Genomic DNA, 24,027 nt, shown 5'->3' with positions numbered 1-24,027 from the left:
ATGGTAGTTAAAAAGGTAGTGGTTATTGGTGTTTCGGGTGGAATAGCAGTATATAAAGCGCTAGATGTTATTAGCAGACTAAAAAAAGAAAATGTTGACGTACATGTTATCATGACTAAATCGGCTATGGAGTTTGTAAATCCTATAAGTTTTCAAACTATGAGTCAGAATATAGTGATTCATGATATGTTTAACGAACCTAAAGTCTCTGAGATACAACATATATCTATTGCTAAAAAAGCTGATTTGTTTGTTGTAGTCCCAGCAACTGCTAATATAATTGGTAAAGTTGCAAATGGTATCGCAGACGATATGCTTACTACTACTATTATGGCAACAAATGCACCAGTGATATTTGCACCAGCCATGAATGTTAATATGTATAATAATAAAATAGTAAAGGGTAACATTCAAAAGCTTGCTGATTATGGGTATGATTTTATTGAACCTATTTCAGGAAGACTTGCTTGTGGCGACATAGGTGAAGGGAAATTAGCACAAACTGAGGATATTTTTGAAATTATTATGAGTGAATTGTATCCACTGAAAGATATGAGTGGTACTAAAGTTTTAGTTACAGCGGGTCCAACAATTGCACCTATAGATCCTGTAAGATTCATAACTAACAGATCTTCTGGAAAAATGGGATATGCAATTGCCAGAGAAGCTAGAGATAGAGGCGCGGTTGTAACTTTAATATCCGGTCCTTGTAACGAAAGATCACCCTTTGGTGTAAATGTAATAAAAATTAATACTAATGATGAGATGAGGACTGCAGTTTTTAATAATTATGAAGATAGTGATATAGTTATTAAATCAGCTGCTGTGGCTGATTATAAGCCTAAAATATATAGTTATAATAAGATAAAGAAAAGTGAAAATGAACTGTGCTTAGAACTTGTACGGGATAATGATATTTTAAGTGAATTAGGAGTACATAAGAAGAGGCAAATATTAGTAGGTTTTGCAGCGGAAAGTAGTGACTTACTCCAAAATGCAAAATCAAAACTTATAAAGAAAAATTTAGATTACATAGTTGCAAATGATATAATGCAGAAAGATAGTGGTTTTGGTACTGAAGATAACAAAGTGTTTATTCTAAGCAAAGATGATAATCCAATAGCTTTAGACAAAATGTCAAAAAAACAAGTTGCTAGGGAATTGTTTAATGTAATAAATAAAAAGCGCTAATGCGCTTTTTATTTATTACTGAAAATTATAAAACCAAAAGGGTGATTTTATGTATCAGTATGCTGGGGTTGTAGTAAATAATGATTCGGTTCAAGTAGATAAGGTTTTTACATATAAAATACCTATTAGTTTAATGGGCAAAGTTGATTTAGGATTTAGAGTTAAAGTACCCTTTGGCAAAGGAAACAAGACATTGGATGCTTTTGTTATAGAACTTTTCGTGGATTGTGACAATGTTAAAAACATTAAGGAGATATGGAGTATTTGTGATGATATGCCACTTCTTAAAATAACTGATATTGAACTTATAAAGATTATGAAAGCAAAATATCTTTGTACATATTTAGAGTGTATAAAAGTTATTATTCCAAGGGGTATAACTAAAGGTATTAAGAAGAAGACGGCTCAGATGTTAATTGTTTGTAAAAAATTAGAAGGTAAATTTTTAAACGAACCTTATAAGAGTATTTATGAACTAATAGAGCTTGGCGATGCGAAATACAATAAAAATGAATTTAGTAAAAGTTTCAATAAGTCATTATCATCAATAAATACAATGATAAAATACGGATTTTTAGCCACTGAAGAGGTTATAATTTATAGATATAATCAGCAAAACTATACAGAGTATGAGGAAAGAAAATTAAATGACGAGCAGCACAAGGCTGTGGATCTCATAATGAATTCTGGAGGGGGAAAATTCCTGATACATGGGGTTACAGGTAGTGGAAAGACCGAAATATATATGAACTTAGTCAGCCATATGTTAAAAGAGGGTAAGCAGTCTATAATGCTTATACCTGAAATATCTTTAACTCCCCAAATGGTTGAACGGTTTAAAGGTAGGTTTGGTCGTGATATAGCAGTTTTTAATAGTAGACTATCAGATGGAGAACGCTTTGACGAATGGATGAGAGTAAAATTTGGAAACGTTAAAATCGCCATTGGGGCAAGGTCTGCTATATTTTTACCTTTTGAGAATTTGGGATTAATTGTTATAGATGAGGAACATGAATCAAGTTATAAATCTGACAGTAATCCTAAATATGATACTCGTGAAATAGCCTATATGAAATGTGAGCTAGAAGGTTGCAAATTACTACTAGGCTCTGCTACGCCATCAATTGAAAGTTATTATAAAACTACCAAAAATGAATTACAACTTATTACTATTAATGCCAGGGCGGATGGTGCGGCCATGCCAAGTGTAGAAATTGTTGACATGAGAGAAGAGCTGATGAATAATAATCGTTCAATATTTAGTAAGTCCTTACATGAAGGCATTACCCAGGCTCTTAAAAAAGATGAACAGGTAATTCTTTTTTTGAATAGAAGAGGTTTTTCCACATTTGTATCTTGCAGAAAATGTGGTTATGTTTTTAAATGTAAAAAATGCGATATTTCATTAACTTATCACAATTCAAGTGAATACTTAACTTGCCATTACTGCGGGGAAAAAGAAAAAATTAGTAAAACTTGTCCCGCTTGTGGCAGTACTTATGTAAAATATTTTGGTGTAGGAACAGAAAAAATTGAACAGGAAATTAACAGGATTTTTCCAAGTGCAAGAACTCTAAGGATGGATTTTGACACAACACGGAAAAAGAATTCTTACGAATATATATATAATACATTTAAAAATAAACAGGCAGATATTTTGATAGGAACTCAGATGGTAGCTAAAGGATTAGATTTTAAAAATGTTACTTTAGTAGGAGTTATAGCAGCAGATTTATCATTGAATTTGCCGGATTTCAGGGCGTTTGAAAGGACATTTCAATTACTTACTCAAGTTTCAGGAAGATCAGGTAGAGGTGAAAAAGAGGGTAAGGTAGTTATTCAAACATACAATGCGGATAATTTAACTATACAATATGCAGCGAATAATGATTATGATAGTTTCTATAAAAATGAAATAATGCTTAGAGAAACTATGGATTATCCACCTTTTACAAGGATTTTAGTGATAACTATGAGTTCTGAAGATGAAAAATTGTTAATAAAAAATATACAAAATGTTGGCGTAAATTTAACATATAAGATGGGAGAAAATGATAAAATTACATTACTAGGGCCATGTCCCTGTGGAATTTCGAGAATTAAGAACTTCTACAGATGGCAAATTATCGTTAAGGGTAATATTAAAGGTGAAGTTGCACAGGAGATAAAGAATTTAGTTTATGAATCAGTAAAAAAAGTTTATACAAGTATAAGGGTTAGTATAGATATTAACCCTAGCAATATGATGTAAAATATGGAGGTTTATGTATGGATATAAGAACGACTAGAATCTATAAAGACGACAGCTTAAACAAAAATACAAAAATAATTTTTATGGGTACACCAGAATTTTCTGTGCCATCACTTCAGTCGCTTATAAATGAATTTGAAGTTTCAGAAGTTTTCACTCAGCCCGATAGACCAAAAGGCAGGGGCAAAAATTTAGCTATGTCTCCGGTTAAACAGTTAGCTATTGCTTGTAATATACCAGTGTATCAACCTCTAAAGCTTAGAAATAATGAGGAAATGATAGAAGTAATTAAAAACTCAAAACCAGATTTCATTGTAGTAGTAGCATTTGGTCAGATTCTCCCTAAGGAAATATTAGATATCCCCAAATATGGATGTATAAATTTACATGCATCGCTATTACCAAAATATAGAGGGGCAGCTCCTATAAATTGGTGTATCATTGAAGGAGAGTCTAAAAGCGGAAATACAACCATGTTTATGGATATTGGTCTTGATACAGGGGACATACTTTTAAAAGAAGAAGTTGAACTTAATAATACTATTACGGCAGGTGAACTTACTGATATTCTTAAAAGTAGTGGTGGTGAACTCTTAATTAAAACTATAAATGGTATAGTTAATAGTGAGATAGAGCAAATTAAACAGGAAAATGAGCACAGCTGCTATGCATCTATGCTAGACAAGAAAATGGCTCAGATAAACTGGAATCGAAGTAGTGTAGAAATTCATAATCTTATAAGAGGATTAAATCCTAGGCCCGTGGCTTATACTCACTACGAAGATGTGGTAATGAAAATATATAAATCAAGAGTAATAAATGAACAGTCAAATGAAAATGTTGGAAGCATTATTGAGGTTTCTAAAGAGGGATTAAAAGTAGCCACTGAAAGTGGTGTTCTACTTATTGAAGAGATACAATTCCCAGGTAAAAAACCACTAAAAGTAAAGGATTATATTATTGGAAATAAGATAAATGTGGGTGTCATCTTAAAATAAATACCTTGTTTTAAGTCGAGATAGATAAAAATCAAATAGAAAATTGAGGTAATAATATGAATAATAGTAGACTTGTAGCAATTGTAATTATAGAAAAGGTATTGAATGAAAATGCTTACTCTAATATAGTTTTAGGAATGGAACTTAATAAATCGGACTTAAGTGATAAGGACAAGGCACTAGTTACAGAAATAGTTTATGGTACAATAAAATATAAATATACAATAGATAAAATTTTGTGTAACTATGTTAAAAAGGGTATAGATAAATTAGATAGCTTTGTTTTAAATATATTAAGAATATCAATTTACCAAATTAGGTACCTAGATAAAGTGCCAAGTTTTGCAGCAGTTAACGAGGCTGTAAACTTAACCAAAAAAAAGAGCAATATAGGAGCATCAAAACTTGTTAATGCTGTTCTTAGAAGTTATCTAAGAGAAACAAGCGCAAATTATTATAACACAGAAGATGAAATTGATAGATTATGTTTTGAATATTCCTTTACGAAGGCCTTAGTAAAGCTTTTTATAAAGCAATATGGTTTTAATAGTGCTGAGGAAATTCTTAAAGGACTAAATTATAAACCTGATGTTACAGTTAGGGTTAATACTCTAAAGTTAACTTATGATGAAATATGGGAAAAACTTATAGAAAATGGGTATAATATAGAAAAAGGGAATGTAGCTCCTGAAGCGATACGAATTATTAAAGGGAAAAACATAGAGAATAATCTTTTGTTTAATGAGGGGTACATAACTGTTCAGGATGAAAGTGCAATGCTCACAGCACCTTCTATGGATTTAAAGCCAAATCAAAGGGTCTTGGATCTTTGTAGTGCACCTGGAGGAAAGACCACACATATTGCAGAGATTATGAGAAATACAGGTGGCGTTTATGCATATGATATACATCAAAACAAGCTATCATTAATCCAAGAAAATTTAAAGAGAATAGGGATTACTAATACAACTTGTGATGTTATTGATGCTACGGTATACACAGAGAATTTATTTGAAAGTGCAGATAGAGTACTTATTGATGTACCTTGTTCCGGGCTTGGAATTATTAGAAAAAAACCTGAGATAAAGTGGAGCAAACACATAAATAATATAAAAAGTATAATAGATACGCAAAGAAAAATCATGGATAATGCTTCGAAATACCTAAAAAAAGGTGGAGTGATGGTATATTCAACTTGTACTCTTAATAAAGAAGAAAATGAAGATAATATAGATTGGTTTATAGAGTCGCATCCCGAATTTAAAATTGAACCAGTATTTTTTGGACAATTGGATAATATAAGATATAATGATAGTGGTTATATTACTATATTTCCAAACCAGTACATGGATGGATTTTTTATAGCCAAAATTATAAAGTCTCGGTAGGTGTATAAATGATAAATATTTTAGACTTGAATTTAGTAGAACTAAAAGAGTGGATGAAAAATAATGGAGAGAGTCAGTTTAGAGCGAGGCAAGTTACAGATTGGATTTACAGGGGTATTTGGAAGTTTGAAGATATGAGTAATATTTCAGAGAGTACAAAAGAAAAGCTAAAAAATAATTTTTGCATAAGAATACCTGAGCTTATTTCCGAATATAAATCAAAACAAAACGATACAATAAAATATCTATTTGCACTTGAGGATGGTAATTTAATTGAATGCGTTGTTATGAAATATAAACATGGAAATTCTATATGTATATCCACACAAGTTGGATGTAGGATGGGATGTAAATTTTGTGCATCTACAATCGGAGGACTCATTAGAAATTTAACGTCTGGAGAAATGTTGTCTCAAATAATGAAAGCACAGGAACTAATTTCGGAGAGAATTTCTAATGTGGTATTAATGGGTAGTGGGGAACCTTTTGATAATTTTGATAATGTTATGAAATTTCTGGATATTGTAAATTCAGAAAATGGTTTAAATATTGGTCAAAGGCATATAACTATTTCTACATGTGGGATAGTTCCAAAAATTATAGATTTTGCTGATATTAATCTGCAAACAACACTGGCTATTTCACTTCATGCGGCTACAGATGAAGCTAGGATGAAAAGTATGCCAATTGCAAACAAATATTCTATTGCAGAAATTATAGAGGCGTGTAAGTACTACATAAGAAAAACCAACAGAAGAATAACTTTTGAATATGCTCTTGTTAAGGATGTAAATGATAGCGCGGGAGATGCAGAAAAGTTAAGCCATCTATTAAAGGGCATGTTATGTCATGTTAATTTAATTCCAATCAATGAAATAAAAGAAAATGAATTAAAAAGATCTACAAATGAAAATGTTGCTGAGTTCAAGAGAGTACTTGAAATTAATAATATTCAAACAACTATAAGGCGTGAAATGGGCCTAGATATTAATGCAGCGTGTGGACAACTTAGAATAAGCCACATTAAAAGCGAAAACTCAAATGAGGGGGTATAACAATGCTGGGGATTTTATCTGATGTCGGAAATGTTAGAAAAACAAATGAAGACTCAGTAGGTTATTTTGAAGGGGCTGATATTGCTATTTATGCTGTAGCAGATGGCATGGGTGGACACAATGCAGGAGAGGTAGCAAGTGAACTTGCTATAAATATTATAATAGAATACATCAAAGATAATCACAGTAATTTAGATATGAAAAAAGTGATTTCTGAAGCGATAAAATCTGCTAATGATAAAATTTATGATATGGCAAGTAGAGACGATTCCCTTAAAGGGATGGGTACAACTATAACAATGTGCTTATTAAAACAAAGTAAAATGGTTGTTGCAAACGTAGGAGACAGTAGTTGTTACATTGTTGACAATAAAAGAAAATTAATAAAAATAACAAGGGATCATTCACTGGTGCAACAGCTTTTAGATAATGGTAGTATAACTGAAGAAAAAGCTAGAAATCACCCGAATAAAAATATTATTACAAGAGCGCTTGGGACCAATGAATCAGTAGAAGTAGATTTATTTGATGTTAATTTAAATAATGCAATTAAATGTATTTTATGTACGGATGGCCTTAGTAACGAAGTAACCTATTCTGAAATGTCTAACATTATTACAGAAAATGATAATGATTCTAGCTGCAAACTATTAGTAGATTTAAGCAAATCAAGAGGTGGAAGAGATAACATATCAGTTATCGTATTCGAAGGAGGGTGCACAGATGATAGGAAGAATATTAGGGAGTAGATATGAACTGCTTGAAAAAATCGGTGAGGGTGGAATGGCAATAGTTTATAAAGCTAAATGCCGTTTGCTTAACCGTTTTGTTGCTGTTAAAATACTAAAAGAAGAATTTTCAAATAATATAGAATTCATGGAAAAGTTCAAAAGAGAAGCAGCATCTGTAGCTAGTCTTTCATCAAATAATATAGTTAATATTTATGATGTTGGACACGAAGGTGATGTTAACTATATTGTAATGGAGTATATTAAAGGTAAAACCTTAAAAGAAATTATACTTCAAAATGGTAGCATGGATAGTAATTTAGTAATAGACTATGGTATGCAAATTGCAAAAGCACTTGAGTGTGCTCATAAAAATAATATTATACATAGAGATATTAAACCCCATAATATTTTAATAACTGAAGATGGAACAGTTAAAGTCACAGATTTCGGTATAGCAAAAGCTGCTAGTTCTGTAACTATGACTAATACTAGCACGGTAATGGGTTCAGCTCATTATTTTTCACCAGAACAAGCAAAAGGAAGTTTTGTTGATTTTAGAACAGACATATATTCTTTTGGGATAGTGCTTTATGAGATGACTACAGGGAGAGTGCCATACGACGCAGAAAGCCCCGTATCAGTTGCACTAAAACATATACAGGAACCAGTTGTTCCACCTAAAAATATAAATGATAGGATTCCTTCAAATTTAAATAAATTAATAGTAAAAGCTATAGAAAAAGAGCCTATAAAAAGATATCAAACTGCTAAAGATATGTATTTAGATTTAAAAAGGATACAAAGTAATAGTGATTATACTATAGCAACAAATAACAATGAAAATGATTATACTAGAATTATGGCACCTGTAAACGTAGCTGACTATGCAAAAGAAGAAGATCTAAAAGATACAAATCCCAATCCAAATGTTAACAAGAAAAGTAAAACAAAGATAATAATATCTCTTGCAATAATTTTACTTCTTGTTCTAGGTAGTATTTCAGGTATAATATGGAAAACTATGCTTTCTCCAAACAAAGGTGAGGATAAAGTTGCAGAGCAAATACTAGTGCCAAAAATTATCGGGTTAGATCAGGAGGAGGCAAAAGCATTAGTAAAAGGGGAAAATTTACTTTTTACAGTAAGTGAAGAAATAAATAGTGAGGAACCTGAGGGCATAGTTGTAGAATGTTTTCCTGAGGAAGGAGCAGAAGCAGTTACTGGAGAAGTAAGAGTTAAAATAAGTAAAGGACCTAAAACTGTTAAAGTTCCTTATGTTAAAGGGTTTGATCAAATTCAGGCTAAAAACATGATTGAGCAAAGAGGGCTGGTGCTAAACACTGTTGATCAGGAATTTAGTGATTCCGCAGCTAGTGGCATTGTAATAAGTCAAGATCCGCCTGAAGACACTTTAGTCTCAAAAGGTGATAAAGTGAATTTAGTAATAAGTAAGGGAAAAGACTTTAAACCTACAGAGGTTCCAGATTTAACTGGAAGATCTGTAAGTGAAGCAGAAAGTTTATTAACAAGTAATAATTTAATATTGGGAAATAAAAAAGAAGTAGAAACTGAAGATAAAAAACTGGAGGGCCAAATATTTAATCAAAGTATTCCAGCAACTACTAAAGTTGAGGAAGGTAGCACTGTAGGCGTTAGTTATTATGTTTATAAAGAACCGGTTAAAGAACAATATGTTGTTCCGAATTTTATAGGAAAAACTGTTAGAGAGGCAAATGATTTAGCAGCAGCAGAAGACATAAACATTAAAGTTACTGGTGCAGATGAAGATATTATTGATTCTCAGGATAAAGCTGCGGATACTAAGGTTGATGTTGGAGATGCTATAACTTTAACATCCAAGGCAACAGTACCTCCAGTACCTCCAGTAACACCTTAAAATAATTAAAGGTTGTATAAAATATATTTAAAGAATATTAAATAATAAGTAAAAGATGGAGGATATATGCTAGGAGTAATTACAAAGGGTATAGGTGGACTTTATTTTGTGAAAGTTGAGGACAAAGTCATAGAATGTAAGGCAAGAGGGAAGTTTAGGTATACCGGGCTTTCCCCTGTTATTGGTGACAAAGTGGAAATAATATTAGAGACGGATACTAGTAAAGGTGTAATTGAAAAAATTTTTCCGAGAGAAACAGAAATGATACGCCCAGTTGTTGCTAATGTGACTCAAGCCTTTGTAGTTTTTGCCTTTAAACAACCTGATCTTAATATGGATCTTCTAAATAAGTTTTTAGTGCTTTGTGAACACTATAATTTAAAAATAGTTCTTTGTTTGAATAAGCTGGATTTAGTTCAGAAAATTGATGCAGAGCTTATAGAAGAACTTAAAAGCGTGGGATGTGATATAGTATTTTTAAAAGCATTAGAGGGCGAAGGACTTCAGGAGCTTAAGGCAAGAATAACAAATAATATTTCTGTTTTTTGTGGCCCGTCTGGAGTTGGTAAGTCAACTATATTAAATAGTTTACTTGGAAGAGAAGCTATGAAAACTGGAGACATAAGTAAAAAATCACAAAAGGGTAAACACACAACTCGGCACAGTGAACTTATTGAATACGAAGAAGGATTTTTGCTAGATACCCCAGGATTCTCATCTTTAAGTTTAGATTTTATAGATAAAGAACAGTTACAATATTGTTTTCCTGAATTTGAAAAACATAGGTGTGAATGTAGATTTTCTAATTGTATGCATTATAAAGAACCTAACTGTAAGGTGAAGGAAGCAGTAGAAAATAACGAAATTTATACCAATAGATACAAATTCTATGTGAAAACATTAGAAGAAATCATTGATAGGAGGAATAACAAATGATAAAAATAGCACCGTCTATACTTTCGGCAGATTTTTCAAGACTAGGAGAACATATTAGAGTGTTAGAGGAATCAGGTGCTGATATGATTCATATTGACGTAATGGATGGAATGTTCGTACCTAATATTTCTTTTGGAGTACCTATTATCAAGAGCATTAGAAAACTAACAAAATTGCCCTTTGATGTACATCTTATGATAGAAGAGCCCTCAAGATATGTGGAAGATTTTGCAGCTGCAGGAGCTGACATCATAACCGTTCATTATGAAGCTGATAGGCATATTGATAGAACCATAAATTACATAAAAAGTCTTGGAGTTAAAGCAGGAGTTGCATTAAACCCTGCTACCGCTGTAGACACAATAAAACATTTAATAAGTAATGTTGATATGGTACTTATTATGTCGGTAAACCCTGGATTTGGTGGTCAAAAGTATATTAAGTACTGCTCAGGTAAAATCAAAGAAGTTAAAGAGCTTTCGGATAAATGCAATAAAAATCTTATGATTCAAGTAGATGGCGGCGTTGATAGCACTAATATCTCAGAAGTTATAAATAGTGGTGCTAATGTAATTGTAGCTGGATCAGCGGTATTTAAAAATGATGAAATCGAGAAAAATATAAAAATTTTAAAAGCAGGAATTTAGTATGAAGATCATAATAGTATCAGGTGGTATACCTCCTTCTAGAGAGCTTCTCACAAAAGAAAACACAGAGGGTACATTTATAATTGCAGTAGATAGTGGTGCTAACTGCTTATATGACTATAAGATTTTTCCGGATTTACTGATAGGAGATTTTGATTCTATCAGTAAAAAGGTATTAGAGTATTTTAAAAAAAGTAAATGTATCATAGATACTTATCCTACAGAAAAAGATTTTACTGATACGGAAATTGCGGTTAGAAAAGCTATAAGCATGAAACCAAGTGAAATAGTATTACTAGGATGTACTGGAAGTAGAGTTGATCATCTACTGGGAAACTTAGGAATGCTTAAAAAGTGTTTGAAAAATAGTGTTAGTGCCCATATTGTGGACAAAAACAATGATATTAGGTTATCTAATACCGCAACTACATTAAATGGCACTGTGGGCCAAATTTTCTCAGTACAAGCTTATGGGGATGAAGTAATTGGATTAACTATTGATGGTGCAAAATATCCACTAAATAATTATAATTTGAAAAATGGTGAGAGTATAACTATTTCAAATGAGTTTGTATCACCTAATGTTAAGCTTAATTTTAAATCTGGAACACTGATGATAATATTATCATGTGATTAATATAAATTTAGTTCCATATAAGAAAGGTATATGTTATGCCATATGAAGGTGTAATATATACTTTTCTTTTTTTTTGTATCATTAGCAATGGTAAATCATATAATAATATTGGAATACTTTGGGAGGGGAGCAACTTATGAGAAGGCGTTATAGGCGTTTAGGAAATCAGCTTGGAGTAATTGTTACCTGTGTAGGTATAGGGGTTATATCAGTAGTAATAGTTCCATTTTGGTTGTGGCTAATTGCTGCGGGAGGAGGAATTGTTTACTGTGGGTTTACTATAATGAATCATAACAATCATTGTTAGTGATATGCATTTCATGTTTGGGAGGTAGTAGAAATGAAGATTATGACTATCAAATTGCCTAGATTTATGTCTGCAATAATTAGATTTTTTTTGAGAAGATAACATAAAAAAGTAAAATAAAAAATGCAGCTTTATAGCTGCATTTTTAATTCACAATTATATTGCACGTTGTACTTTACCAGAACGAAGACATCTAGTACAAACATGAATAGATTTAGGTGTTCCGCTAACTATAGCTTTAACTTTTTGGATATTTGGAGCCCATTTTCTTTTTGACTCTCTGTGTGAGTGACTATACTGGCTACCTGAAATAACACCTTTATTACATATATCGCATTTTCTTGACATGAAAACACCTCCTTAACCTACGAAGATAAATCTTCTCGATTGAAACACAAATTATTGTATCATAAATTAGACTACTCTTGCAAGTAAAATACAAATAATTTAGTATTAAAAGCAATTATAAAAACAATTTTCTTGAATAAATTAGTATTATAATATAAAATAATCTATATAGTGGTATAAGGAGGAGTTACAATGAAAGGTAACATCATGAAAGACAATGGAACTATATATTATTCAGAGGAGGCTTTAGCTAACATAGTTGGCATTTCTACTATGGAATGTTATGGAGTTGTTGGCATGGCACTAAAAGACGCTAAGGATGGATTTTGGCAACTAATTAAGAGTGATGGTTTAAATAGAGGTGTAAAAATTCATTCTAAGGAAAATCAACTATTTATTGAATTATATATAATAGTTGAGTATGGCACAAAGATATCTGTAATAGCAGAAAATATAATTCGAAAAACAAAATATAATGTTGAAAATTATACAGGACTGAATGTTGCAGCAATAACAGTTAACGTCCAAGGTGTAAGGGTCTAAGGGGGTACAGACAGTGGAATGCTTAAAAATTAACGGGCAAAACTTCCGTAATATGCTAATAAATGCATCAAATAGGTTAGAAGCAGAAAAAGAATATGTAAATACACTAAATGTATTTCCAGTTCCAGATGGTGATACAGGTACTAATATGTCGATGACATTTAAAGCTGCGGTATGTGAAATTGAAGATATGACAACGGAGTCTATTTCTGAGGTGTCACAAAAGCTAGCTAGAGGTGCGCTTATGGGCGCAAGAGGTAATTCAGGCGTAATACTATCACAAATATTTAGAGGCATCAGTAAAGGACTTGAAGGCATTTACGAAGCTACTGCTGAAGAATTTGCTAAGAGTATATTAGAAGGTGCTACTTATGCATATAAGGCTGTTATGCGGCCAACTGAAGGAACTATTTTAACTGTTATTAAAGCAGCTGGTCATAGTGCAGTTAATAATAATACAACTAATGTAGTTACACTTATGCAAGATATATGCAAGGACAGTAAAATTATGTTGGATAAAACTCCAGATATGCTTCCAGCATTAAAGGAGGCGAAAGTAGTCGATGCAGGTGGTATGGGACTTCTAATATTATTTAAAGGTATGTATGAGGCCTTAAATAATAACATGCAAGCTAAAATTAATAAATTGCAAACACCAAGTGCTGAATCTGAAACAGTATCACCTGGAGCACTAGGCATGCCTGTACACATAGAATTTGGGTATTGCACTGAACTTTTAGTTATAGCTTCAGACGTTGATACAAATGAACTTAAGAATCATTTTGAAAAAATTGGAGACTCAATGGTTGTGGTTGCACAGGATGAATTTCTTAAAATCCATATACACACAAATGATCCGGGACTAATACTTTCGAAAGCAGTAACACTGGGAGAGCTTTCTAAAGTTAAGATTGAAAATATGAGAGAACAACATAGAAATTTACTAGGTCTTGATTATGAAGAAGTTGTGGAACCTGTAGTAGAACCTACTTATGAAAATAAAAAATATGGATTTATATCTGTTGCACTTGGAGAAGGTATTAAAAATATTTTTGAGGATTTAGGTGTGGATATTGTAATACAAGGTGGCCAAACTATGAATCCAAGTATACAAGACATACTAGATGGCATAAATAAAATTAATGCAGATAATATATTTATATTACCCAATAATAAGAACATACTTATGGCAGCATTACAAGCAGCCGATTTGTCAGATAAAAATGTGATAGTTATTCCTTCTAAAACTATCCCTCAAGGAGTAACGGCTGTAACCATGTTTAATGCAGAAGTTAGCGTGGAGGAAAATGAAAATACTTTAAAAGAAGCAATTAAGAATGTTACAACAGCTTCTGTAACATTTGCAGTTAAAGATACAGAGTCAGATGGTAAGATAATAAAAGAAGGAAATATTTTAGGATTAGTAGAGAATAGCATTAAAGAGGTTGGAACAGATATTTATAAAGTATGCGAATTAGTTATAGACAGTATGATAACCGAGGATAGTGAGCTTGTTACGATTTTTTATGGCGAAGATTGTAATTCAAGTGAAGTTGAGGAGTTTATTTCTGCACTAGAGCTTAAATATCCAGATATAGATATTCAACATTATAATGGAAAACAACCATTATATTATTTTATTGCTTCAGTTGAATAAAAGCCTTAGGGCTTTTTTTCATATATAGTTTAAAATTTTATTTTTGGAGTGGTATTTGTGGAAATTAATAGCGATATAAAATATATAAAAGGTGTTGGCCCTAAAATGGCTGAAATTTTAAATAAGTGTGGAATTTTTAATGTGTTAGATTTGTTGTTATATTTTCCTAGGGATTATGAGCAAGTTTCTGTTGGGAAAAGTATTCTAGAATGCGTAGCAAGTGAAAAAATAATTGTAGAGTGTATAGTTTTAGATATATTGAGAGATCTTAGATTAAAAAATAATAAAACTCTTTCAACAATAGTATTCTCTCAAGATGGAAACAAATTCAAAGGTAAATGGTTTAATCAAACCTATGCAAAAAATAGTTTTAAGATATCAAATAAATACATAATAACAGGTAAAGTTGATAAATTTAGGGATGAAATTACAATTATGAATCCTAAAATAGTAAAAAATACATCAATGGATATAAATAAAATTATCGCTGTGTATCCACTTAAAAATAATGTTACTAATAGTTTTTTTAATAAAATTATATCAGATGTGCTTTGTAACGTTGAAATAACAGAGAATTTACCGCAGTGGCTCCTTAAGAAATATGATTTTTGTTCTCTAGACGCGGCAACTCGAAATATACATAGCCCTAAAAATTTACAACTTCTTAATGAATCTAAAAGGAGGCTTAAATTTCAAGAGCTATTTAACTATTCATTAAAAATACTGATGCTAAAAGAGTTTATAAAGTATCATAATGACGGTATTGTGTTTAAAATAGCTCCAGAACTTACTATCTTAAAGAAATTGCTTCCGTTTGAGCTAACTAGGGCACAAAGCAAAGTTGTAAGGGAAATACTGATAGATCAAAAGAAAGACAGAGGCATGAATAGACTACTTCAAGGGGATGTTGGAAGTGGTAAAACTATAGTGGCTATAATTACTATGTTCAACGTGGTAAAAAATGGATATCAAGCTGCGCTTATGGCACCAACAGAAATTTTAGCAAAGCAACATTACGAAGAAATTAAAAATGTGCTAAAAGATTTTCCGCTTGATATACAGCTATTAAGTGGAAGCACATCGCCCAAAAATAAAGAACTAATTAAGGAGCAGTTAAGAAATGGAACTATTGACATAATTATTGGAACCCACGCACTTATTGAAGATAATGTAGAGTTTAAGAACTTAGGAATGATTGTTACTGATGAACAGCATCGTTTTGGAGTATCGCAAAGAAATAGATTTTCTAATAAAGGTAAAAATATAGATATACTTGTAATGACAGCTACTCCTATTCCAAGAACCCTATCACTATATTTATATGGTGATTTAGATGTATCTATTATTGACGAATTACCACCAGGAAGACAGAAAATTGATACATCTTATGAAAGTATGACGTCGAGCAGTCACGTGTATGAGTTTGCACTAAGTGAAATTAACAAGGGAAGACAAGTTTATATTGTTTGTCCACTTGTAGAAGAAAATGAAGAAATGAAATTAAGCTCTGTCCAAGTGCTTTATGAAGAATTGAAAGAAAAATATTTTAGTTCTATAGAAATAGCAATGATATATGGTAAAATGAATGGTAAACAGAAAATAGAAATTATGGATAAATTCAAAAACGGCGAAATTAAGGCATTAATTTCAACTACTGTAATTGAAGTTGGGGTAAACGTACCTAATGCCACAATTATGATAATTGAAAACTCAGAAAGATTTGGTCTTGCACAACTTCATCAACTTAGAGGAAGAGTAGGAAGAGGCGAACATAAGTCTTATTGTATATTACTGGCTAAGATTACAAGTGGCATAGTGAAAAGAAGACTAGATATACTTATCAAAAGTAATGATGGCTTTTTTATCGCTGAAGAAGATTTAAAAACCAGAGGTGGTGGAGAATTATTTGGATTTAAGCAACACGGGGAATCGGGTTTAATTTTAGCTGATGTAATTGAAGATATTAATATTTTAAAGTCTGCAAATAGTGAGGCGAAAAAATTAATAGAAAGTGATAATATGGAAGACAAAAAGATAAAAAATAAAATAATAGAAAAAATAGAACAAAATTCTAACTATATATGTTTTAATTAAGGAAGTGAATATCTTTGTATAAATTACATATATATGATAAAATATTATCGAAACTTGCTTGAATGGAGGAAAAAACATATGAGAATTATCGCAGGAAGTGCAAGAGGAAGAAAGCTATTATCCCCAATTGGAATGGGAACTCGGCCCACATTGGATAGAATAAAAGAATCGATGTTTAGTATAATACAAAATAAAATAAGAGATTCTATTGTGGTTGATATGTTTTCGGGCACAGGTAGCTTAGGCCTTGAGGCAGCAAGTAGAGGGGCGTCAATGTGCTATCTAATTGATATGGGTGACACTACATTTGAAATGTTACAAAAAAACGTAGATAATTTAAAGTTCAATGATAAATGTAAGTGTTTAAAAGGTGATACATATAAATATATGCAACAATTTGTAGATGAGAAAGTAGTGTTTGATTTGATATTTATAGATCCACCCTACGCTAAAGACATGATTCCACCTGCTATCGAGATTATTGCAACAAATAGGCTTTTAAGTAAAGGTGGACTTATTGTTTGTAAAATAGATTCATCAGAAGAAATATACCAAGGGAATTCTATTATTAACCTTTCTGATTTAAGAAAATATGGTAATACTACAGTACTTATTTATGAATATAAGGAAACTGATAATTAATAATTATTAGCTTTTCTAGTGGAAAAAGTGGAGGAATAAAATGAAAAAAGCAATTTGCCCTGGAAGTTTTGATCCAATAACCAACGGACATTTAGATATTATTGAAAGGGCGTCTATAGTTTTCGATGAATTAATTGTAGGTGTACTAGTTAATCCTGAGAAAAAAAGTCTCTTTTCTGTAGATGAGAGAGTTGATCAAATAAAAAGACTGGTGGGAAAATTACCCAATGTAAAAGTTAAAAAATTTAGTGGGTTACTTGTCAATCTAATGAATAAAGAAGGCGCGGGGGTTATTATAAAAGGACTTAGAGCTGTTTCGGATTTTGAATATGAGTATCAAATGGCATCAATGAATAATAAATTGGATCCAAGTAAAGAAACTGTGTTTATGATGACAAAAGCAGAATATTCATATCTAAGTTCTTCATCAGTTAAACAGGTTGCAATGTTTGGTGGATGTATTAAAGGCTTAGTGCCAGATGAAATCATTCCAGATATTATGAGGAAAATTAATTCTAAATAGGGGGGGGCAATTATGGATGTTATAAAGCTTTTAGAATATCTTCAAGAAATTATCGAGAGTTCGTCTAGAATACCAGTTACAGGTAAGGCAGTTATAAATAAAAAAGAAATATTGGATATAATTGATCAAATTATAAATCACTTGCCAGATGAGTTTAAAAAAGCTGAGTGGATTTGTGATGAAAAAGAGCGAATTCTTGTTGATGCTAAAAACCAAGCAAAGATTTTTGAGGAAGAGACTATTGATAAAATAAGAAGAAGAGTTGAAAAGCAAGACTTGGTTAAAGAAGCTCAAATAAGAGCTGAAGAAATTGTAGCCTCAGCTCAAAGAGATGGTAAAATTATGCGCCTGGGTGCTAAAGACTATGCTGACGAAATATTATCTCAATTAGATAAAGAAATCGAAGCAAAAGGTCAGCAAATGGTACATAATATTAAAGAGGATGTTCAAGAGTTCCTAACTTCTATGCAGGGAAAAGTTACAGATACAACATCGTCCATAAGAGAAAATGTAAAAGAGCTAAGAAGTATGAAATAGTTTAATTATATTTGCAAAAAATATGGGGATAAATAAAACAAACAAAATCAGAATATATAAATTACTATTACTATATATGCTGGTGTTATTAAAAGCGAAAACAGATGTGGTATGTAGGAAAACAAAGTATAAAATTATTGATAAGATTGAAGAAATTATTGCTTGAATAAATTTTCGGACCACGTATTTTTTTATTGATACATTATATTTATATGTATAACTATAAACTTGAGATATGATAGACAAGCCGCTAAAAGCAATTAAAAAACTGAGTGTTGGAAGTTTTACAATTAGGCTTAAATTACTGGAAGATATTAAATTGCAACCATTAGTTACTTCTAACATTCCAAGGATTAAACCCTGTATAAAATCACTAGAAAGACCAACAAATAAAGAAAGATCATTAAGGGCAATGTTAAATATGACATTGTCTTTTACTATTCCAGTTATTACGGAGAATATTACTATAAAACCACCTATATTTAGGGAGTTTTTTATGGCATCTTCAATACTGTTTTTGAATACTATACCAATATTTATTTGCGAAGTTAGATTTTTTTTAATATCATTGTTTTTAATATTATTTTTATTGAAAGAATTCTTTGAAGGGATAACAAATCCCATAAATAAGCAGGAGAGAATATTAGAAAGCAACAATACATAACCAATTTTACTATTTGACATCATAGAAGCACCTACTGTACCTATAACAAATAAGGGGCTTGCATTAGAAGCAATATTAAGCAATCTCTCACAGGTAGCTAAGTCAATTGCTTTTTTTTCGTATAGATTGCAAGTGTATCTTGCACCCAGGGGATAACCGCAAAGCACACTGACTATGAGTGCGATAGTAGATTTTTTTGGTAGTTTTAGCGGTGTGCAAATTATATTTCCTAAGAGCTTAGAATAAATATTAATGCCATCGTAGTTTATTATAATATTTATTAGGACTAAAAATGGGAAAAGAGAAGGGAAAACTGCATTAAAAAATAATTTTGCACCAGATATAGTGTAGTGAATACAAAGATTTGGGTTAAGTATCATTTGAAGAATAATAAGTGAACAAACTATTGTTATTAAGAGATTTATCCTTAAAGTTTTAAATAATTTTAGTAATAAAAATATTATAGAAATCAATAATACAATTAATAGTAACCTCAAGTCTAAACCCCTTTTTAAATAGTACTTAATTAAATATATTTGAAAGCACGTAAACTTATGTATTCTAAAAAAAAATTAATCTATAATTATAGGTGATATTAAATAATCGCTATTATAAGTTAAATTACTATTTATAATGCTATATGCTGCTGTAGATTGAATATCTAGTTTCAAGGTCTCACCTTGAACTTTTGGAAGTTTAGTATAAAGTGGAATGTTACTGTTGGATTTTATAGATTTTAAAATTGACTTCCCGTTTGAGTTAAAACCTAAAACCCGCGCATAGGGGCAAGATATTGATCTTAATTTTTCAGTATCAAAGCCATCAAATCCAATAAAATATTGACATAGGATTCTACTAAGTCTTGTATATGTGTAACGCCTGCTCTTCATATCTTCAAGTGCATTAGAATAGTTTATATTATTTTGGAGGGATGTAATAATCTTATTATGGAGCCCTTCAGACACATCTGGTAGATTCACCAAAGAATTTTTTGATGTAAGGCACTTGTGCTTTATGTAAGGGAACATGGAATCTTCAAAGGTGAACTTATAATTTTTTGAGTATAAATTTTGGATTTCAGCTAATACTGAATTTGGAAGGTGGCCTTTTAATTTATCTAATGCACCATTTTCTTTGATGAACTTTCTTATGGCGGTAGCACTTGAGAATTCGTCATTTAAAATATTACTTTTAAAAGAGGCACCTTCTCTTTTTAAGGTGTAAGGCGTAATAGAACTATTTAATTTAATTAAACTTTTACAATACTCGATACCTAATATGTTATTAGAGGAATTTAAAAACTTATGAAATAATGCACTTGACATGTCAAATTTCGAATTTTTCAAATAATCATAAAGTGCATTAGCTCTAGCTAGTGGAAATACATTACCTTTGGATAAATGTGACTTTAATAATAATTTAAATTCAAGGGGTTCATTGGATAATATATTGGAAATACTATTTATAGGGTCAATATCACCCTGTTCGCTGCCAAAGCAAATATTGTCCACTACTCCTAAGCTATTTAAAAGACTCACAGCGCCATAGGAAAAAAACTCTGCTGAAGACACACTGTAAATAGTTGGTAGTTCTAGTACTAGATCTACCCCGTTATTTAAAGCCATTTTAGTTTTTGTCCATTTGTCCATAGTAGATGGAATTCCACGTTGAGCAAAATTCCCGCTCATAACACAAATTAGCACATCGGAATTTGTTAGTTCTTTGGTTTTATTAATATGATATAAGTGACCATTATGTAATGGATTATATTCAACAATTATTCCGGAAATATTCACCGAACCATCTCCTAATAGATTATTTTAAACAAAGATTAAATTAGTTAAAGCTATTATATAATATAAAACAAATAAATAAAAGCATGTATATTGGAGTGGAAAGTAGAAAAGATTGAAAATTCATAATTTATGAAATATAACATTATGTAAAGCATTTTGGCATTTAGTGTTGAAATGTATGGTGGAAAAGTAGTATATTATTAGTGTACACAAGTCAATAATAACAGAGAGGAGAAACAAGAATGACATTTATAGAGAAAATATGTAAAAGAGCACAAGAAGATAAAAAAAGAATAGTACTTCCAGAAGGGGAAGAAGAAAGAACTATAAGAGCTAGTGAAATCATAAAAAATAATTCAATAGCTAATGTAATATTAGTAGGGGATAAAAGTGCAATACAAACAAAAGCAACAGATTTTGGGGTTAATCTTTCTGGTATAGAAATAGTTGACCCAAAAACTTCTGAAAAAACTGATGCTTATGCAAAAGAGTTTTATGAATTAAGAAAACACAAAGGAATGACTTTAGAAAAAGCATCACAGACAATGCAAGATACCATGTATTTTGGAACTATGATGGTTAAAATGAACGATGCTGATGGATTAGTTTCAGGAGCAATACATGCTACAGGAGATTTACTAAGACCCGGAATGCAAATTGTTAAAACTGCACCAGGAATTAAGGTTGTTTCAAGTTTCTTTATAATGGAATTACCTAACAATGAATATGGAGAAGATGGACTTCTTTTATTCGCAGATTGTGCTGTTAATCCAAATCCTAATTCAGAAGAATTAGCGTCTATAGCTATTAGCACAGCAGAAAATGCAAAACTTTTATGTAAATTTGAACCTAAGGTTGCAATGTTATCTTTTTCTACTATGGGAAGTGCAAAGCATGAATTAGTTGATAAAGTAGTAAAGGCTACTGAAATTGTAAAGAATGCTAGACCTGATTTACAAATTGATGGAGAGCTTCAGTTAGATGCAGCTATCGTTCCCAGTGTAGGAAAACTAAAAGCACCAAGTAGTACTGTAGCTGGAAATGCAAATGTTTTAGTGTTCCCAGACTTACAATCTGGAAATATCGGATACAAATTAGTGCAAAGATTTGCTAAGGCAAAAGCTATAGGACCTGTAAGTCAAGGATTTGCAAAGCCTATAAATGATTTATCAAGAGGTTGTAATGTAGAAGATATAGTTAATGTTGTTGCTGTAACAGCAGTTCAAGCTCAAATTCAAAAATAGTTTTTAAATACATAAGCTTAGGAGGTAAATCCAATGAAAATATTAGTTATAAATTGTGGAAGCTCATCGTTAAAATATCAATTGATAAATATGGAAAATGAAGAATGTTTAGCAATTGGATTAGTAGAAAGAATAGATATAGAAGGATCAAAACTCACTCAAAAGGCTAAGGGTGAAAAATATCTAATTGAACAGCCAATGAAAGACCATACAGATGCCATTAGATTAGTGCTTGGAGCGCTTGTAGACAATGAACATGGTGTTATTAAAGAATTGTCTGAAATAGGTGCTGTGGGACATAGAATCGTTCATGGTGGGGAGAAATATGCTGGATCAGTTATAGTGACAGATGAAGTGATGAAAAACCTACAAGAATGTGCTAAACTTGCACCGCTTCACAATCCTGCTAATATAATTGGAATAAATGCTTGTAGTGCATTAATGCCAAATATTCCAATGGTAGCTGTATTTGATACCGCATTCCACCAAACAATGCCAGAAGTTGCATACATATACCCACTGCCATATGAACTTTATACTGAAAATAGCATTAGAAAATATGGATTTCATGGAACATCGCATGACTATGTTTCAACTAAAGCAGCACAAATGATGGGTAAAGATATAAAGGATTTAAAATTAATTACTTGCCACTTAGGAAATGGAGCAAGTATTTGTGCAGTTCAAAATGGTAAATCAGTAGAAACAAGTATGGGATTTACCCCACTTGAAGGAATAGCTATGGGAACTAGATGTGGAAGTATAGACCCAGCTATAATTATATATATAATGCAAGAATTAAACTTAACAATTGATGAAGTAAATGATATGATGAATAAAAAATCAGGAGTCCTTGGAATATCAGGAATAAGCAGTGACTTTAGAGATATAGAAACTGCTGCATGGGAAAACGGAAATCATAGAGCACAGTTGGCACTTGATGTATTTACCTATAAAGTTAAGAAATTCATAGGTTCTTACGCTGCAGTAATGGGTGGAGTAGATGCTATTATATTTACAGCAGGACTTGGTGAAAACTCTCCAGAAACAAGAGAAGATGTTTGTTCTGGACTGGAATTTTTGGGGGCTGTTTTAGATAAGTCTAAAAATAAGGTTCGTGGAAAAGCTGTAGAAATAAACACAGAAGATTCTAAAACTAAAATATTTGTAATACCAACTAATGAAGAATTAGTAATTGCAAGAGATACTGAATCTTTAATAAAATAAAAACATTGCTAATTTTTATGATAAATAATTCTTGACTTTTCACTCTATTGTTTATATAATAGTCTGTGTTTGATGTAAGTAAAAAACAATTTAGTTAGGAGGGACATGAAGCTTTGCTCGAGCTGTATAATTTTTATTATACAAGGTATAAAGATTCTTTTATATGAGAAAAAACTGAATGGCATTTGGTTTTTCAGAGTGGATATTATGGTAATAGATGTTTCAGAAATATTTGGTAATAAAAACAGAAGGAAAGAAATTCATTTAGATTTTCAAAAGGATAAATTTTGGTATGATAATGAGTTTATACAATTCTCTAAACCAGTTGTGCTAAATTTGATTTTCAAACCTATTGATCATGAAATGGAGTTAACTGGAAGTATTGAGACAGAGCTGTTACTGGAGTGTTCTAGATGTCTTGAGACCTTTTCACATTCAATAAATATTGAATTTAATGAAAGATTGTCGAAAACTCTACATAGCGAAGATGAGGATATTATTTTTATTAAAGATGATAGATTAGATTTAAATGAGATTGTGGAAAATAATATCATTTCAATGTTGCCTATAAAAAAACTTTGCAATAGTGATTGTAAAGGGTTATGTCATCAGTGTGGAATTAATTTAAATCATAATTCATGTAAATGTGAAATTGATGATATTGACCCAAGATTTGAAAAGTTAAAAAAAATGTTTTCAACTGATTAAGGAGGT

Annotated in this window: 23 protein-coding genes; 20 read left to right on the top strand and 3 right to left on the bottom strand. The window is 31.3% G+C overall.

All coding sequences use genetic code 11. The features are described 5' to 3' along the window. From coaBC to ACREWB_RS14910, 11 genes are all read left to right on the top strand, one after another. Window positions 1–1,191 (top strand): bifunctional phosphopantothenoylcysteine decarboxylase/phosphopantothenate--cysteine ligase CoaBC, encoded by a 1,191-nt coding sequence (gene coaBC / locus ACREWB_RS14960; RefSeq protein WP_431548244.1) that lies wholly within the window; start codon window positions 1–3, stop codon window positions 1,189–1,191. Window positions 1,192–1,240: 49 nt separating this feature from the next. Next, window positions 1,241–3,442 (top strand): primosomal protein N', encoded by a 2,202-nt coding sequence (priA, locus tag ACREWB_RS14955; RefSeq protein WP_431548243.1) that lies wholly within the window; start codon window positions 1,241–1,243, stop codon window positions 3,440–3,442. Between the two features lie 17 nt (window positions 3,443–3,459). Beyond that, on the top strand, window positions 3,460–4,440 hold the full coding sequence (gene fmt, locus ACREWB_RS14950) for a methionyl-tRNA formyltransferase (protein WP_431548242.1): 981 nt from the start codon (window positions 3,460–3,462) through the stop codon (window positions 4,438–4,440). A 56-nt stretch (window positions 4,441–4,496) separates the two neighbouring features. Further along, complete coding sequence (gene rsmB / locus ACREWB_RS14945; protein WP_431548241.1) at window positions 4,497–5,828, top strand: 16S rRNA (cytosine(967)-C(5))-methyltransferase RsmB; 1,332 nt, start codon at window positions 4,497–4,499, stop codon at window positions 5,826–5,828. 8 nt (window positions 5,829–5,836) lie between these two features. Beyond that, window positions 5,837–6,883: a dual-specificity RNA methyltransferase RlmN gene (rlmN, locus tag ACREWB_RS14940; RefSeq protein ID WP_431548240.1), complete on the top strand. Its 1,047-nt coding sequence runs from the start codon at window positions 5,837–5,839 to the stop codon at window positions 6,881–6,883. Between the two features lie 2 nt (window positions 6,884–6,885). Continuing rightward, entirely contained in the window at window positions 6,886–7,632 is a 747-nt protein-coding gene (locus tag ACREWB_RS14935; protein WP_431548239.1) for a Stp1/IreP family PP2C-type Ser/Thr phosphatase, read from the top strand. Next, window positions 7,607–9,511: a Stk1 family PASTA domain-containing Ser/Thr kinase gene (pknB, locus tag ACREWB_RS14930; protein ID WP_431548238.1), complete on the top strand. Its 1,905-nt coding sequence runs from the start codon at window positions 7,607–7,609 to the stop codon at window positions 9,509–9,511. Before ACREWB_RS14935 ends, pknB begins: the two co-directional genes overlap by 26 nt. 66 nt (window positions 9,512–9,577) lie before the next feature. Continuing rightward, entirely contained in the window at window positions 9,578–10,447 is an 870-nt protein-coding gene (gene rsgA / locus ACREWB_RS14925; RefSeq protein WP_431548237.1) for a ribosome small subunit-dependent GTPase A, read from the top strand. After that, window positions 10,444–11,094 (top strand): ribulose-phosphate 3-epimerase, encoded by a 651-nt coding sequence (gene rpe / locus ACREWB_RS14920; RefSeq protein ID WP_431548236.1) that lies wholly within the window; start codon window positions 10,444–10,446, stop codon window positions 11,092–11,094. The genes rsgA and rpe overlap by 4 nt, the downstream gene beginning before the upstream one ends. Window position 11,095: 1 nt before the next feature. Beyond that, window positions 11,096–11,731, top strand: a complete 636-nt coding sequence (locus ACREWB_RS14915; protein WP_431548235.1) for a thiamine diphosphokinase — start codon at window positions 11,096–11,098, stop codon at window positions 11,729–11,731. A gap of 136 nt (window positions 11,732–11,867) precedes the next feature. Next, the gene (locus ACREWB_RS14910) at window positions 11,868–12,038 is read left to right on the top strand and encodes a hypothetical protein (RefSeq protein ID WP_431548234.1); all 171 of its coding nucleotides are present in this window, start codon (window positions 11,868–11,870) and stop codon (window positions 12,036–12,038) included. A 156-nt stretch (window positions 12,039–12,194) separates the two neighbouring features. On the opposite strand, the gene rpmB is transcribed toward ACREWB_RS14910, so the two are convergent. After that, window positions 12,195–12,386: a 50S ribosomal protein L28 gene (rpmB, locus tag ACREWB_RS14905; RefSeq protein WP_291641315.1), complete on the bottom strand. Its 192-nt coding sequence runs from the start codon at window positions 12,384–12,386 to the stop codon at window positions 12,195–12,197. A gap of 192 nt (window positions 12,387–12,578) precedes the next feature. On the opposite strand from rpmB, the gene ACREWB_RS14900 reads away from it, so the two are divergent. The 6 genes from ACREWB_RS14900 to ACREWB_RS14875 all read left to right on the top strand — a co-directional run bounded on the left by ACREWB_RS14900 (window position 12,579) and on the right by ACREWB_RS14875 (window position 18,382). Next, window positions 12,579–12,929 (top strand): Asp23/Gls24 family envelope stress response protein, encoded by a 351-nt coding sequence (locus ACREWB_RS14900; RefSeq protein ID WP_431548233.1) that lies wholly within the window; start codon window positions 12,579–12,581, stop codon window positions 12,927–12,929. Between the two features lie 13 nt (window positions 12,930–12,942). After that, window positions 12,943–14,586, top strand: a complete 1,644-nt coding sequence (locus tag ACREWB_RS14895) for a DAK2 domain-containing protein (RefSeq protein ID WP_431548232.1) — start codon at window positions 12,943–12,945, stop codon at window positions 14,584–14,586. Between the two features lie 57 nt (window positions 14,587–14,643). Further along, window positions 14,644–16,680 carry an ATP-dependent DNA helicase RecG gene (recG, locus tag ACREWB_RS14890; RefSeq protein WP_431548231.1) on the top strand — a complete coding sequence of 679 codons (2,037 nt, stop codon included), beginning with the start codon at window positions 14,644–14,646 and terminating at the stop codon, window positions 16,678–16,680. A gap of 78 nt (window positions 16,681–16,758) precedes the next feature. Then, window positions 16,759–17,322, top strand: a complete 564-nt coding sequence (gene rsmD, locus ACREWB_RS14885; RefSeq protein ID WP_431548230.1) for a 16S rRNA (guanine(966)-N(2))-methyltransferase RsmD — start codon at window positions 16,759–16,761, stop codon at window positions 17,320–17,322. 40 nt (window positions 17,323–17,362) lie between these two features. Beyond that, entirely contained in the window at window positions 17,363–17,845 is a 483-nt protein-coding gene (coaD, locus tag ACREWB_RS14880) for a pantetheine-phosphate adenylyltransferase (RefSeq protein WP_431548229.1), read from the top strand. A gap of 12 nt (window positions 17,846–17,857) precedes the next feature. Continuing rightward, window positions 17,858–18,382, top strand: coding sequence for an ATPase (locus ACREWB_RS14875; RefSeq protein WP_431548228.1), 525 nt, complete (start codon window positions 17,858–17,860; stop codon window positions 18,380–18,382). Here ACREWB_RS14875 and spoVV read toward each other — a convergent pair. Further along, the gene (spoVV, locus tag ACREWB_RS14870; protein ID WP_431548227.1) at window positions 18,365–19,543 is read right to left on the bottom strand and encodes a dipicolinic acid transporter SpoVV; all 1,179 of its coding nucleotides are present in this window, start codon (window positions 19,541–19,543) and stop codon (window positions 18,365–18,367) included. The two genes, ACREWB_RS14875 and spoVV, sit on opposite strands and share 18 nt — an antisense overlap. A gap of 75 nt (window positions 19,544–19,618) precedes the next feature. Continuing rightward, the gene (locus ACREWB_RS14865) at window positions 19,619–20,842 is read right to left on the bottom strand and encodes a nucleotidyltransferase (protein WP_431548226.1); all 1,224 of its coding nucleotides are present in this window, start codon (window positions 20,840–20,842) and stop codon (window positions 19,619–19,621) included. A 242-nt stretch (window positions 20,843–21,084) separates the two neighbouring features. On the opposite strand from ACREWB_RS14865, the gene pta reads away from it, so the two are divergent. The 3 genes from pta (at window position 21,085) to ACREWB_RS14850 (ending at window position 24,021) form a co-directional block, all read left to right on the top strand. After that, the gene (pta, locus tag ACREWB_RS14860; protein ID WP_431548225.1) at window positions 21,085–22,086 is read left to right on the top strand and encodes a phosphate acetyltransferase; all 1,002 of its coding nucleotides are present in this window, start codon (window positions 21,085–21,087) and stop codon (window positions 22,084–22,086) included. A gap of 33 nt (window positions 22,087–22,119) precedes the next feature. Beyond that, window positions 22,120–23,313 carry an acetate/propionate family kinase gene (locus ACREWB_RS14855; RefSeq protein ID WP_431548224.1) on the top strand — a complete coding sequence of 398 codons (1,194 nt, stop codon included), beginning with the start codon at window positions 22,120–22,122 and terminating at the stop codon, window positions 23,311–23,313. A 207-nt stretch (window positions 23,314–23,520) separates the two neighbouring features. After that, complete coding sequence (locus ACREWB_RS14850; RefSeq protein WP_431548223.1) at window positions 23,521–24,021, top strand: YceD family protein; 501 nt, start codon at window positions 23,521–23,523, stop codon at window positions 24,019–24,021. Window positions 24,022–24,027 lie beyond the last annotated feature (6 nt).

The sequence above is a fragment of the Clostridium sp. genome (assembly GCF_050717635.1).
Taxonomy (GTDB): domain Bacteria; phylum Bacillota; class Clostridia; order Clostridiales; family Clostridiaceae; genus Clostridium_AD.
Note: the sequence above shows the minus strand (reverse complement) of the source record. Positions and strands in the feature narration are given on the sequence as shown.

Coding starts and splice junctions, on each gene's coding strand:
- ACREWB_RS14875 (WP_431548228.1), top strand. CDS start 17,858: ATGGATGTTATAAAGCTTTTAGAATATCTTCAAGAAATTATCGAGAGT.
- rsgA (WP_431548237.1), top strand. CDS start 9,578: ATGCTAGGAGTAATTACAAAGGGTATAGGTGGACTTTATTTTGTGAAA.
- rsmD (WP_431548230.1), top strand. CDS start 16,759: ATGAGAATTATCGCAGGAAGTGCAAGAGGAAGAAAGCTATTATCCCCA.
- ACREWB_RS14915 (WP_431548235.1), top strand. CDS start 11,096: ATGAAGATCATAATAGTATCAGGTGGTATACCTCCTTCTAGAGAGCTT.
- coaD (WP_431548229.1), top strand. CDS start 17,363: ATGAAAAAAGCAATTTGCCCTGGAAGTTTTGATCCAATAACCAACGGA.
- coaBC (WP_431548244.1), top strand. CDS start 1: ATGGTAGTTAAAAAGGTAGTGGTTATTGGTGTTTCGGGTGGAATAGCA.
- rpmB (WP_291641315.1), bottom strand. CDS start 12,386: ATGTCAAGAAAATGCGATATATGTAATAAAGGTGTTATTTCAGGTAGC.
- ACREWB_RS14910 (WP_431548234.1), top strand. CDS start 11,868: ATGAGAAGGCGTTATAGGCGTTTAGGAAATCAGCTTGGAGTAATTGTT.
- rlmN (WP_431548240.1), top strand. CDS start 5,837: ATGATAAATATTTTAGACTTGAATTTAGTAGAACTAAAAGAGTGGATG.
- ACREWB_RS14935 (WP_431548239.1), top strand. CDS start 6,886: ATGCTGGGGATTTTATCTGATGTCGGAAATGTTAGAAAAACAAATGAA.
- pknB (WP_431548238.1), top strand. CDS start 7,607: ATGATAGGAAGAATATTAGGGAGTAGATATGAACTGCTTGAAAAAATC.
- pta (WP_431548225.1), top strand. CDS start 21,085: ATGACATTTATAGAGAAAATATGTAAAAGAGCACAAGAAGATAAAAAA.
- rsmB (WP_431548241.1), top strand. CDS start 4,497: ATGAATAATAGTAGACTTGTAGCAATTGTAATTATAGAAAAGGTATTG.
- rpe (WP_431548236.1), top strand. CDS start 10,444: ATGATAAAAATAGCACCGTCTATACTTTCGGCAGATTTTTCAAGACTA.
- priA (WP_431548243.1), top strand. CDS start 1,241: ATGTATCAGTATGCTGGGGTTGTAGTAAATAATGATTCGGTTCAAGTA.
- fmt (WP_431548242.1), top strand. CDS start 3,460: ATGGATATAAGAACGACTAGAATCTATAAAGACGACAGCTTAAACAAA.
- ACREWB_RS14855 (WP_431548224.1), top strand. CDS start 22,120: ATGAAAATATTAGTTATAAATTGTGGAAGCTCATCGTTAAAATATCAA.
- ACREWB_RS14850 (WP_431548223.1), top strand. CDS start 23,521: ATGGTAATAGATGTTTCAGAAATATTTGGTAATAAAAACAGAAGGAAA.
- ACREWB_RS14900 (WP_431548233.1), top strand. CDS start 12,579: ATGAAAGGTAACATCATGAAAGACAATGGAACTATATATTATTCAGAG.